The following is a 13597-nucleotide window of genomic DNA, read 5'->3' on the forward strand; positions in this document are numbered from 1 at the left end:
TTTAACCACATGAAGCTACCCAAAAGCTATGTTATCCTTACCCAAAACAATTCCAACACCAAGCAATTGGTTGAGTATTTGCTGAAAAATCGACCTGTAGATGGTTTGAGTGAACTGCAACCTTTGAATGGACTGCTTTTCTCTCGTTCGGAAATCCATCGCTACATGGATGAAGAGGAGCGCCATGACATCAAAATATTGACAAAAGAAAGTGACCAACCTTTAAAGACCATGAGCAGTGGAGAACAAAAAAAGGCATTGCTCAACCATTTATTACAACAAAACCCCGATTTTATGGTGTTGGTGAATCCTTTTGACAATTTGGATGTGACCACACAAGCCAAGTTGAAGGAACAACTTTTGGATATCGCTTCCAACAAAATTCTGGTTCAACTAGTCAGTCGATTGGATGATATTCTTCCCAACACAACAGATTTTTTTAAACTGGATGGAGATAGTCTTCATCAGTACGATTCTCCGGATATTTTTTGGAACGAAAACAAAACTAAAACCTTCAATTTTAATGGTACCATTCCATTGCCGTTATCTCCCGTTGAAGTGGAAAGCACCGAATTGGTCAGTTTTAAAAATGTATCCGTAAGTTTTGATGGTCGTCAAGTCTTAAATCAAATTAATTGGACCATCAAAAAGGGGGATTTTTGGCAATTGATTGGACCCAATGGCAGCGGAAAATCTACTTTGTTATCCATGATTACAGGAGATAGTCATAAAGGGTACGGCCAAGATTTAACCATTTTTGGGTATAAAAAAGGTAGCGGTGAAAGTGTTTGGGACCTTAAACAAAAAATTGGCTACTTCACTCCTGCAATCACCAATAAATTTAGAGGATATCACACTCTGGAAAATATGATTATTTCAGGGCTCCACGATTCGATTGGCCTTTACGTGCAGCCTACGGACAGTGAAAAGCACTTGGCCAACAAATGGCTGAATCTTTTAAACTTAAATGATAGAAAAGAAGACCACTTTCGCGATTTGACTACAGGAGAAAAACGATTGGTAATGGTAGCGAGGGCCATGGTAAAACATCCCCCACTTCTTATTCTAGATGAGCCAACGGCTGGCCTAGATGATACTAGTGCCACGCTTTTTGTTGCTTTGGTGAATAAAATCGCCAAGGAAAGTGATACAGCCATTGTTTTTGTATCCCACCGAAAAGAGCCTCAACTAACCCCAGAATATATTTATGAGCTGCATCCATCCGAAACAGGTTCAAAAGGAATTAAATTAAACTCATAAACAATTCACAAACAAACACTTAACCAACCCATTTGTTTTTTTGCTATCTTATAGGGTATTCAATCGTTAACTATTCCCTTACATGCAAAAAATTAATGTTAAGCCAGGCGCCAAACTTGTGGATTACAAGGCGTATGGCTCCCTCTACTCTTCTGTTCTTGATTTTACGGAACAAGCCAAAGAACCAATTGAATCTCTAAAAGGGCGAACCATTTGGATGATTAACTCCACTGCTATTGGTGGCGGTGTGGCCGAAATGCTGCCCAGCCAAATGAGGATATTGCGAGAACTTGGGGTATCCATCGAATGGCTTGTGATCGAAGCTAAAAAGGATGCGTTTTTTGATTTGACCAAACGTATCCATAATGCCATTCATGGAAGTGGCAATGGAGTTTTTACGGAGGATGACCGCAAGGTTTACGAGGAGGTTAATCGCAACAACCTCGCAAAAGCTCTAGAACTCATCAACGATGGTGATATTGTGGTGGTTCACGATCCACAACCGATGCCCTTGGCGGCGATGATCAAAAAAGAAAAGGACGTTTCCATTATTTGGAGGTGTCACATTGGTTTGGAAGATGATACGGAGGTAACAGATGCTGTATGGAAGTTTTTGGAACCCTACACTAACGATTATGACCACTTTGTATTCAGCCTTCCCTCCTATGTTCCAAAGCCTTTGAAAAACAGAACATCCATTATTCCTCCGGCTATTGACCCCTTGAGTCACAAAAACCGTGAGCTTCAATTACATAAATGCATTGGCATTTTATATCAATCAGGAATTTTGGACGACCACAAGGCTATTCTTTATCATCGGTACGAACATTTGGTAAGAAAAGTAATGCCAGATGGTTCATTCGATGTGTTGGACGCTGGTCAAGATTTGGATTTGATCTATCGCCCCATCGTTACTGAAATTTCTCGATGGGATCGGTTAAAAGGTTTTAAGGAATTGATGGAGGCTTTCATTCAAATGAAATTGGATAACCGTAAAAATGGTGATCCCAAAAGTCTGGAATACAAACGTATCGAAATGACCCTTTTGGTGATGGGTGGTCCCGACCCTGCTTTTGTCTCAGATGATCCAGAAGGTAAAGAAGTATTACAAGAACTAACTGAAACCTATAAAAAGGTGGACAGTAGTATGCAAAATGATATTGCTATTTTGTTACTACCTCTTGATAATCCAAAACAGAATGCCTTGATCGTGAATGCACTTCAGCGAACATCGAGCATTATTGTGCAAAACTCCATTCAAGAAGGTTTTGGACTTACTGCAACAGAGGCCATGTGGAAACGGAAACCTGTATTGGTCTCGAATGCTGCTGGACTAAAATTTCAGGTTGTACACAATAAAACAGGGCAAATAAACCCTGATCCAACCGATATTGAAAGTTTATCCAAAACCTTGGCTTACATGCTCAACCATCCAAAAGAAAGAGACAAATGGGGCTTTAATGGCCAGCTCAGGGTAATCCAAAACTTCACTTTGTTCAGCCAATTATTATCTTGGCTGGAGACATTATCAAAAAACAAAGCATAGCCATAAAAAACAAAGGCCCTCAAAATTGAGGGCCTTTGTTATAAAGTGTAATATAAAAAAACGAAAAACTATGCTCCTGTAGCAGCAGCAATTTTCTTCTTTAATGAATCGAACATTATAGGCGTTGCAATAAATACGGATGAATATGTACCTACAACCACACCAATAATCATAGCGAACATAAATCCTCTTAAGCTTTCACCTCCAAAAATAAAGATGGCCAACAACACGATCAACGTGGTAAGCGAGGTGTTCAAGGTTCGGCTCAAAGTACTGTTCAATGCTTCATTGATATTATTTCCGCCTTTCCAGCCTTTTAGACCTGTAATTTCACGAATACGGTCGAATACTACCACCGTATCGTTCAGGGAATAACCTATTACCGTTAGAATGGCCGCTATAAAAGCTTGGTCTATTTCCATGTTAAAAGGCATAATGCTTCCAGTTAAGGAGAAGATACCCAATACAATCATTACATCGTGGAATACCGCGACAACGGCGCCCAATGAGAATTGCCATTTTCTAAATCGCAATAAAATGTAAAGGAAAACCACGAACAATGAGGCGATGATGGCCAATACGGCTCCTTTTTTAATGTCATCCGCAATCGTTGGGCCCACCTTACGGTATTTCAACACTCCTAAATCCTCAGAGGTACCTCCTGGCTTAAAGTCGTCATATGTGGTACCATCAGGGAAGTATTTTTGAAGGTGCGTGAACATTTCGTTCAAAATCTCCGTGTCCACTTCCGGACCATTTTCTTCAAATCTGTAATTGGTTGTTATTATGATTTGATTTGCGGCACCAAATGTTTTTGCATTGGTTCCACTGCCAAATTCTTCGTTCAAATCAGCGGCAATCTCAGATGGGTTGACTGCTTTCTCAAATCGAACTTGATAAGAACGTCCACCCACAAAATCTACACCTTGTTGAAGACTATTTGTTGCCAACGAGAAAATACTCACTGCCAATAAAATTCCAGAAACAATGTAAGCTACTTTACGCTTGGACAAGAAATCAATACTCAAATTCTTAAACAAGTTCTTAGTGATTCCAGTACTAAAATCCAATCTGCGTCCTTTCTTATTGGTATAGGCATTGATCATCAATCGGGTCACAAAGATAGCTGTGAACAAAGAAGTTACAATACCGATCATCAAGGTAGTGGCAAAACCTTTAATAGGTCCTGATCCAAATATAAACAGAATAATTGCTGTAAGTCCCGTAGTAATGTTGGCATCTAAAATAGAGGACAAAGCATTTCCAAAACCATCAGCAATGGCTTGGGCTTTTCCTTTCCCTCGGGCCAATTCTTCTTTGACACGCTCAAAAATCAGTACGTTGGCATCCACCGACATACCAATGGTCAATACGATACCTGCTATACCTGGCAAGGTCAATACAGCACCTAAACTGGTCAACACCCCAAAAATCAACAGAATGTTGAACAATAGGGCGATATCGGCAAATACCCCGGCTCTACCGTAGTAGAAAATCATCCATAATAATACAAATAGCATCGCTATTGCAAAGGACATAAACCCACTATCTATAGCTTCTTGACCCAGTGATGGACCAACTACGAAGGAGTCAATGATCTCTGCAGAAGCAGGCAATTTACCCGCACGCAGTACGTTGGCAATATCTTTGGTTTCGTTTACAGTGAATGTACCTGTAATTTCGGAACGTCCTCCAGAAATAGGTCCTGAAGAAACACCAGGCGCCGTGTACACTTTGTTGTCCAAAACAATGGCAATTCCTGTTTGGTTATTGTAAGCATCACCGGTCAATTCTTCCCATTCCTTGGCACCACGGGTATTCATGGTCATACTAACGGCGGGTTTATTGAATTGATCAAAGGTATCCTGTGCATCGGAAACTACATCCCCACTTATTCTTGGTGTACCTTCTCTGTTAGATTTTAGTGCGTACAAATCAACTACCTCGACATCCTTGGAAGGTCTTTCCCAAAGAAACTTGGTAAATTGAATATCATTAGGCAACAATCTTTTTATCTCTGGCATTCTCAAATAACCACCAATTTCGGCAGTATCGGAAACCATAGCACGTGCAATGGCATGGCTGCCAGGATTGGCCGGAATCAATTTCCCTAGTATTGGATTGGCATCTTGGGTCATATCCAATGAATCTTGGGCCACATCGGAAAGTAAAGAATCAATCTCAGATTCAGGTTTTGACACATCTTCTTCCGCAGCCTCTGGCTCCAAAATATCTTTTAAACGCTCGTTGGCGTTTACCAAAAAGCTTCCTATACTTTGATTACTCTGTGGATACGTTTCCCAGAACTCCAATTGTGCCGTACTGGACAACAATTCCTGGGCACGGGCAATATCCTTAGCTCCCGGAAGCTCTACTAAAATTCTTCCAGAGTTTCCCTCCCTTTGAATGTTAGGCTGGGTTACCCCAAAACCATCGATACGTTCACGAAGTACCTCAAATGCAGAAACTATGGATTCATCAATCTTTCTTCTGATGATAGGTTTCACCTCATCATCCGACATTTGGAAATTGATGTCATCACTAAGACCTTTATTTGCGAAAATATCGGGGGATGCCAATTTGGTATCGCCTTTAATATTATCAAAAGCTTCAAAGAACAGCTCCAAATAGGTATCATCACTATTTGTTGATGCTTCATCGGCATCGGCCAATGCTTTGTTGAAAACTGGGTTCTTGGTATTGTTGGCCAAGCCCTTCAAGATATCCTTTACGGAAATCTGTAAGGTTACATTGATACCTCCTTTGAGGTCCAATCCTTTGTTCAACTCTTTTGTCTTAGCGTCTTCATAGCTCGTAAAGCCCAAAACAGTGTTGTCACTAATGGAATCCAAATACGATGCCTCTAAAGCTTCACGCTTTGCAACATAATCTTCCTCAGCTTCCGAAATTTGGCTCACTGCGTATGATTCAGCATCATTCTCCAACTTGTTAGTGATGAAAGTGTAGGATAACTGATAGATGCTCACCAAGCCAAAAAGGATTGCAAAAAGCCTTATAAGTCCTTTATTCTGCATTGATTGTTAATTTTATAGAAGTTTTCTTAAACAGCGTGCAAATATATCATTTCCGATAAGATTTGACAATAGAAATTGATGTAATTGCAATTACAGTTGATGGTTATGCTGTTAAAATGAAATTGCCATTCCAAACAAACCTAGAAATCTCCATGTAAACCGATGGGCAATTTCCTTAGTGTTTCGTCCGAAATGACAATTCCGTTATTTATTGATACCGAGTTTAAAACTCAAGCAATCCATTTGTTTTTTTAACACCTGCTGCACTTTCTTGCATTTTGGCTTTTTCGGCATCGGACAATTCAATCTCGACTATTTTCTCGATTCCGTTTTTGCCCAAAATCACCGGTACCCCGATACAAATATCATCCAATCCATACTCCCCTTCCAAAAGTGAAGAACATGGGAACATTTTCTTCTGATCGCAAGCAATGGCCTGTACCAATCCAGATACAGCGGCTCCCGGGGCATACCATGCACTGGTTCCCAACAAGCCTGTCAATGTAGCTCCACCGACTTTGGTTTCTTCCACTACCCAATTCATTTTATCTTCGGAAAGGAACTCGGAAACTTTAACACTGTTTCTGGTGGCATGTCCGATTAAAGGAACCATTCCTTTATCGCTATGTCCCCCGATCACCATACCATCCACATCGGAAATTGGTGCTTCCAAAGCTTGAGCCAGTCTATACTTGAAACGAGCACTATCCAATGCACCGCCCATACCAATGATTTTATTTTTTGGTAGGCCGGTAGCCTTATGAACCAAATAAGTCATGGTATCCATAGGGTTGCTCACCACAATAATAGTTACGTTTGGAGAGTGCTCTAAAAGGTTAGTTGCCACTGTTTTTACAATTCCAGCATTGATTCCAATCAATTCCTCACGTGTCATACCAGGTTTACGTGGTATACCAGAGGTAATTACTGCAATATCACTACCTGCAGTTTTGCTATAATCGCTGGTGCTTCCCGTGATTTTGGTATCAAATCCGTTCAAGGAGGCCGTCTGCATCAAATCCATGGCTTTTCCTTCGGCATATCCTTCTTTGATATCCAATAAAACAACTTCTGCTGCAAAATTTTTCATTGCTATGTATTCAGCACAGCTTGCTCCTACTGCGCCTGCTCCAACTACGGTAACTTTCATTTTTATAGATTTAAATTTTAGTCTTCAAAAATAATGCATTTAAGGCAGAAAAAAGCTGACTTTGACCAGTTTTAGCGGCCTAATTCCTTCAAATTGCACAAAGTTGATATTCAATTAAAATGGACAGGGAAGATTCATTTCAACCTACAAAGCAAAAGCGAAGCAAATATTTTATCTTTTTTATGCAATAGATTCCTACAAACTTGCGTTCTAATAGTCCCAAAATCAATTTAACCTACTTGACCTATGAAAAAACTCTTTTCATTGTTGTCCATAATTGGCATTATTGCCATAAGCAACTGTACCAGTGTCCCAGAGAACCACGATCCTATTTTGGGTATTTGGGCAAAAACCGAATCTTCCAGTATTGAGGGGAAAAGTACCAACACTTCCCGCGAAGAATGGATTTTTAACGATGTTTACCTAGGTAGGTACCAAAGATATTCCAACTCCGAATTAATTTTTTATACCGATTTTAAATGGTCACAAAAAAATGGAACGTATTCCATTACTTATGGAGACCCTCAAGTGACGGACATTACAGTTAGCTTGGAAAAAGCAAAAGAACCTGAAGTATTGACCTTGGATAATGGCTCGGTCTTCGCCACCAGGGAATGACGTGAAGACTACATATATGAAAATAGGAGGCCCCATAAATGGGGCCTTCTTTATTATTGGTTGGTTGATTTGATTTTCTACCTGAATCCGAAGTTTACACCAAAGGTAAAAGTGCTGAATTCGGAGATATTGTATTCTGCATTGAGCCTAAAGAAGCCCAGCTTTAATTTTGTACCTAGATTGGCAGAAACACCACTTGCTTTCTTGGAAACAGAGAATGGGTCCACAACGGTTTCAGAGAAGAAAGGTCCATTCGCCTCATATGTACCCAATAAATCAATATCAGATTTACCTGTGATATACCCAACACCACCGTAAAAATTGATTACGGGTATATTTCTGGTGGAAACGACGGCACTGAAGTTCCACGTTTTAAAATTAGCATCAATACGTTGGTCACTTCCGCTAATAGTGGACGACTCGGTAAAATCGTATTCCCCATTTAAGTTGGTGTACCCAATAACAGCAGATATAGCTACAGGCAACAATTTGTCCGCCGGTAACATTTTGGTAAAATCGTATTGTAGACCTGCTCCGAAAAGGCCAATCTTTGCATCATCATCAAATTTGATTTTGGGTAAAAAGCGAGCTTTTACCTCCAAGCCTTTGATTAACCCTACACTACCTTGAAGGTATCCTGATGGGATAAAATTGAGGTTTTCCGAAGCCAAACCGGAAGGAAGTTCAAAATCCCGATAAAAAATCCCGCTCTGGTCCTCCACGAATACGTTAACTCCTTCAATATCACCCAATGCCGTTGCCACTTGTCGCGGTTGACCCGGATTGTTCACAAAATCCAGGTTTTCGTAATCGGCCGGATCTAGCAAAAAGGCTTTTTTATCCTCCTTGTTTTTGAACCCGGTCATATTTCCAATTATAGAAATTTCGAATCCTCCCAAAGGTTTGGCATCGGCCGTGTTGTACCATCCATTGGAAATACTATAAATGGATGCTTCGGACACAGGCGCCAAATAGGCATTGGCAAATTGTTCGGCATCAGCAACTCCCGACACAAAAATATCGTTCAGGTCTTGGGCTTTACCCAAGGTTACAGAGACTAGCGCTAGCACTAAAATTATTCTTTTCATGATGTTGTAGTTTTCCCAAAACTAAAAAACTCGCCTTGGAGGGGCGAGTTTTTGTTGTGAAATGCCTATTATCTATACATCTATATTCGCATAGACGGCATTTTTCTCTATAAATTCACGTCTTGGAGGCACTTCATCCCCCATCAACATAGAGAATATACGGTCAGATTCCGTTGCATTATCAATGTTTACTTGACGCAATGTTCTAAATTCTGGATTCATGGTGGTATCCCAAAGCTGCTCGGCGTTCATTTCCCCAAGACCTTTATATCTTTGGATACTTACACCACCATTCATTTCTTCGTTGATTGCATCACGCTCCTTGTCGTTCCAGGCATATCGCTTTTTGGACCCTTTCTTCACCAAATACAATGGAGGTGTCGCAATATATACGTGACCACCTTCTATCAGCTCGCGCATATAACGGAAGAAGAATGTCAGAATCAAGGTTTCAATGTGACTACCATCGACATCCGCATCACACATGATTACCACTTTATGGTATCGCAGTTTATCCAAGTTCAATGCCTTACTGTCTTCCTCTGTTCCGATAGTAACTCCAAGAGCCGTATAAATATTCTTGATTTCTTCGTTTTCAAAGACCTTATGTTGCATGGCCTTTTCCACGTTAAGAATTTTACCTCTTAATGGGAGAATAGCCTGGAAATTTCGGTCCCTACCCTGTTTGGCCGTTCCACCTGCGGAATCTCCCTCCACCAAGAATACCTCGCATTTTGTGGGGTCTTGCTCGGAGCAGTCGGAAAGTTTTCCTGGCAATCCACCAACACTCATCGGGTTCTTACGTTGAACCATTTCACGAGCTTTTGCAGCGGCATGCCTTGCTTGCGCAGCAAGTTTCACCTTTTCCACAATTTGCTTGGCATCATCTGGATTTTCTTCCAAATAGTTGGTCAACATTTCGGATACTGCTTGACTCACAGCACTGGTCACCTCGCGGTTACCCAATTTGGTCTTAGTCTGCCCCTCGAATTGCGGTTCGGCAACTTTTACAGAAACGATGGCTGTAAGTCCTTCTCGAAAATCATCTCCTGATATCTCGAATTTCAACTTGTCCAACATCCCTGAATTGTCGGCATATTTCTTTAGAGTAGAAGTCAATCCTCTTCTAAAACCAGAAAGGTGCGTACCTCCTTCGTGGGTATTAATGTTGTTCACATAAGAATGAAGGTTCTCGGTATAACCCGTATTGTAAACCATGGCAACTTCAACAGGGATACCATTCTTCTCCCCTTCCATGGAAATAACATGCTGGATCAAAGGCTCTCGTGTACCATCCAAAAATTTGATAAATTCCTTAAGTCCTTCTTCAGAATAGAAAACCTCCGAGATAAACTCTCCTTTTTCGTCCTTGTTTCTTTTATCGGTAATTGTAATGGTAACACCTTTATTCAAATAGGAAAGCTCACGCATCCTATTGCAAAGGGTTTCATAACTATATTCTGTGGTCTGCGTAAAAATGGTATTGTCAGGAACAAAAGTGACTATGGTACCGGTTTCATCACTCTCACCAACACTTTTTACAGGATAGAGCGTTTTACCTCTTTCATATTCTTGCTCCCAAACTTTTCCGTCTCTATAAACCGTAGCTTTTAAATGTACCGAAAGGGCGTTGACCACCGAAACCCCAACACCGTGAAGTCCACCGGAAACTTTATACGAATCCTTATCGAATTTACCACCGGCACCAATTTTGGTCATTACAACCTCTAGGGCAGAAACTCCTTCTTTTTTGTGCAGATCAACAGGAATACCCCTACCATTATCCTGTGTGGTTATGGAGTTGTCCTCATTGATGATCACATCAATTTTATCACAATGACCGGCCATGGCCTCATCTATGGAGTTATCCACTACTTCGTACACCAAATGGTGCAGTCCACGGACCCCTACATCCCCAATATACATGGAAGGTCTCATACGTACGTGTTCCATTCCCTCAAGGGCCTGGATACTATCCGCCGAGTATTGTTTCTTGTTAGCTTCTTCGCTCATATATTTTTAAGTATTTGCCTCAAAATTTCAAATCTTACAAATATAATCAATACCCCGTGCAAATGGCCTCTAAGAGCCTATTGAACAGCTTAAGTTATCAACAAATACTGTGGAAAAGCATGTATTGGCAACTATTCTTTCTGAAGCCTATATTGAAAATTACTTGATGTTCATTTCGTTTTTTTTGACAAAAGGAATTCACGAACAAATTGGAGCAGTTTGAACAACCAAGCAACTCCAAATCGGACCGCCTACATAAAATGAAAACAACAATGATTTAACAAAAAATTTGTCCCTTATCCAAGAAAATGTAAGTTTACCCCCACATAAACACAAACTATATATTATGAAGAAAATTTTATTTATGATTGCCGCAACCACCGGATTGATGTTTACATGCCACGGTCAGGATGGAAGTCAAACCGACCAAGGAAGTTGGCTCATTGAAGCTAACACCGGTTTTGGAGGTGGAGACACTGGTTTTGCCCAAACAGCCAACACAAGTTTTGGACTTACCTCAATAGGTGATGCAACTATATGGAGCATTGGTGCCGAAGGTGGTTATTTTATTGCAAACAACCTTGCCGCTAAAGTAGGTTTAGGGTATTCCGATTTTGATGGATTAACTATTTTCTCCTATAAACTAGGAGCTAAATACTATATCATAAATACTGTTCCCGTTCAATTGGATGTTACAGGTGCCAGCTACCAAGATGCGAATGAAAACCCTCTTTGGTTAGGGATACAAGGCGGGTATGCAATCTTTGTTGCAGACCAAATAAGCATTGAACCTGGCTTACGCTACAACCTTAGTCTTAACGAAGATTTCACAGATGAAGGCATATTGGAATTCCGAATAGGCTTTGCCCTTCATTTCTAACCTAGCATTCATCATAATCTAACAACTCAAAAGCCCCTTGGATAAGGGGCTTTTCGGACTAATTAAACAATGAAACATTTAGAATTTACTGCTTCATATCGTTTGGTTGGTTTAAACGGGGGTTATTTCACATACGCATCGGTATGAACCTTGGCTACAGCTCTTCCCGATGGGTCGTTCATATTCTTGAAAGCTTCGTCCCACTCCAAGGCTATCTTGGTGCTACAAGCCACCGATGGTTCTTGTGGAACACTCAATGCGGCTGCATCGGATGGAAAATGACTTTCAAAAATTGAACGATAATAATATTCTTCTTTCGATGTTGGCGTCTGAATCGGAAACTTGAAATGGGCATTTTCCAGTTGCTCATCGGTAATTTCCTCTTCTACCATAGATTTTAGGGTATCTATCCAGCTGTACCCCACACCATCAGAGAACTGCTCTTTCTGCCTCCAGGCCACGCTTTCCGGCAAATAGTCTTCAAATGCTTTACGCACCACCCATTTCTCCATACGTTCTCCATTGATCATTTTATCTTTTGGGTTGATGCTCATTGCTACATCCATAAATTCTTTATCCAAGAAAGGAACACGGCCTTCGATACCCCATGCTGCCAAAGATTTGTTGGCCCTCAGACAATCGTACATATGGAGTTTATCCAATTTTCGCACTGTCTCCTCATGAAAATCCTTTGGACTTGGTGCCTTGTGAAAATAGAGATAACCTCCGAACAATTCATCCGCACCCTCACCGGAAAGGACCATCTTAATCCCCATGGATTTGATTACCCTCGCCATAAGATACATGGGCGTAGAGGCTCTAATTGTTGTTATATCGTAGGTTTCTAAGTTATAGATTACATCTTTTATGGCATCCAAACCTTCTTGAATGGTAAATTTTATCTCGTGGTGTACCGTACCAATATGGTCCGCCACTTTTTGTGCTGCTGCCAAATCAGGTGAACCTTCCAATCCCACAGAGAAAGAGTGCAATTGTGGCCACCAAGCATCTGCAGTATCACCGGATTCAACACGCTTTTGCGAGTATTTTTTTGCAATTGCCGATGTCACGGAAGAATCCAATCCGCCCGATAGCAATACGCCATAAGGTACATCGGACATTAACTGACGGTGTACGGCAGCCTCCAAGGCATCTTTTATCTTCGCAATACTGGTTTCGTTTTCCTTTACAGCATCATACTCCATCCAGTCCCGTTTGTACCATTTCACAAACTCCCCATCGGAACTGTGCATATAGTGCCCAGGAGGAAACAGTTGGATTTTTGAACATGTACCCTCCAAGGCCTTCAATTCTGAAGCCACGTAGAAGGTTCCGTTCTTATCCCAACCAATATATAATGGTATAATTCCCATATGGTCACGTGCAATGAAATACTCATCTTTTTCAGAATCATAAATAGCAAAACCGAAAATACCGTTCATTTCATCCACAAAATCAGGGCCTTTTTCTTGATATAATGCTAAAATAACCTCACAATCAGACTGTGTCTGAAAATCGTATTTCCCCTCAAACTGTTTTCTCAACTCTTGATGGTTATATATCTCGCCATTGGCAGCCAAAATCAATTTTCCATCCGCACTCAACAACGGTTGCTTTCCTGAAGCTGGATCCACAATGGCCAATCTTTCATGAGCCAAAATAGCTTTATCATTGGCATAAATACCACTCCAATCGGGCCCTCGGTGCCTAACTTTCTTCGACATCTCCAACAATTGGGGCCTTAGTACTTCTGTACTTTCTTTTACATCAAATGCGCAAACAATACCACACATAATAAAATATTTAATAACAATTTTAAAACAAAAGTGAACTTTAAGATTCAAATATAAAAGTCTTTTTATGTTTTAGGTTACATTTATAAACTTTTTAATTACTTATACAGATTATTTGTAATTTTTTTTACTATTTAGGCTTTTAACTTGAACGCTTTGTAAGGTTACTTAATTTTCTCGTCTGTATATTTGAACAACATTTAATTAAGCAGTT

The 13597-nt window shown here is 40.5% G+C and carries 9 protein-coding genes; 4 read left to right on the forward strand and 5 right to left on the reverse strand.

Annotated features, from left to right (window positions below):
• Positions 1-9 precede the first annotated feature (9 nt).
• Positions 10-1260 (forward strand): ATP-binding cassette domain-containing protein, encoded by a 1251-nt coding sequence (locus tag ACQQ5U_RS09735; protein ID WP_437397106.1) that lies wholly within the window; start codon positions 10-12, stop codon positions 1258-1260.
• 82 nt (positions 1261-1342) lie between these two features.
• On the forward strand, positions 1343-2806 hold the full coding sequence (locus ACQQ5U_RS09740; RefSeq protein ID WP_437397108.1) for a glycosyltransferase: 1464 nt from the start codon (positions 1343-1345) through the stop codon (positions 2804-2806).
• 68 nt (positions 2807-2874) lie between these two features.
• Here ACQQ5U_RS09740 and secDF read toward each other — a convergent pair whose 3' ends face one another.
• Together secDF and mdh are read right to left on the reverse strand one after the other, a co-directional pair.
• The gene (gene secDF / locus ACQQ5U_RS09745; RefSeq protein ID WP_437397110.1) at positions 2875-5841 is read right to left on the reverse strand and encodes a protein translocase subunit SecDF; all 2967 of its coding nucleotides are present in this window, start codon (positions 5839-5841) and stop codon (positions 2875-2877) included.
• A 223-nt stretch (positions 5842-6064) separates the two neighbouring features.
• Entirely contained in the window at positions 6065-6991 is a 927-nt protein-coding gene (gene mdh, locus ACQQ5U_RS09750; protein ID WP_437397111.1) for a malate dehydrogenase, read from the reverse strand.
• 246 nt (positions 6992-7237) lie between these two features.
• Here mdh and ACQQ5U_RS09755 point away from each other — a divergent pair, with 246 nt between their 5' ends.
• The gene (locus tag ACQQ5U_RS09755) at positions 7238-7609 is read left to right on the forward strand and encodes a hypothetical protein (protein WP_437397113.1); all 372 of its coding nucleotides are present in this window, start codon (positions 7238-7240) and stop codon (positions 7607-7609) included.
• A 77-nt stretch (positions 7610-7686) separates the two neighbouring features.
• On the opposite strand, the gene ACQQ5U_RS09760 is transcribed toward ACQQ5U_RS09755, so the two are convergent.
• Both ACQQ5U_RS09760 and gyrB read right to left on the reverse strand, forming a co-directional pair.
• Positions 7687-8697 carry a DUF6588 family protein gene (locus ACQQ5U_RS09760; RefSeq protein WP_437397115.1) on the reverse strand — a complete coding sequence of 337 codons (1011 nt, stop codon included), beginning with the start codon at positions 8695-8697 and terminating at the stop codon, positions 7687-7689.
• A gap of 72 nt (positions 8698-8769) precedes the next feature.
• Positions 8770-10710, reverse strand: a complete 1941-nt coding sequence (gene gyrB, locus ACQQ5U_RS09765) for a DNA topoisomerase (ATP-hydrolyzing) subunit B (RefSeq protein WP_437397116.1) — start codon at positions 10708-10710, stop codon at positions 8770-8772.
• 346 nt (positions 10711-11056) lie between these two features.
• On the opposite strand from gyrB, the gene ACQQ5U_RS09770 reads away from it, so the two are divergent.
• Complete coding sequence (locus ACQQ5U_RS09770; protein ID WP_437397118.1) at positions 11057-11590, forward strand: hypothetical protein; 534 nt, start codon at positions 11057-11059, stop codon at positions 11588-11590.
• Positions 11591-11712: 122 nt separating this feature from the next.
• On the opposite strand, the gene asnB is transcribed toward ACQQ5U_RS09770, so the two are convergent.
• Positions 11713-13383, reverse strand: a complete 1671-nt coding sequence (asnB, locus tag ACQQ5U_RS09775) for an asparagine synthase B (RefSeq protein WP_437397120.1) — start codon at positions 13381-13383, stop codon at positions 11713-11715.
• Between the last annotated feature and the right edge of the window lie 214 nt (positions 13384-13597).

The sequence above is a fragment of the Flagellimonas lutimaris genome (assembly GCF_051494225.1).
In the GTDB taxonomy this organism is placed as follows: domain Bacteria; phylum Bacteroidota; class Bacteroidia; order Flavobacteriales; family Flavobacteriaceae; genus Flagellimonas; species Flagellimonas lutimaris_A.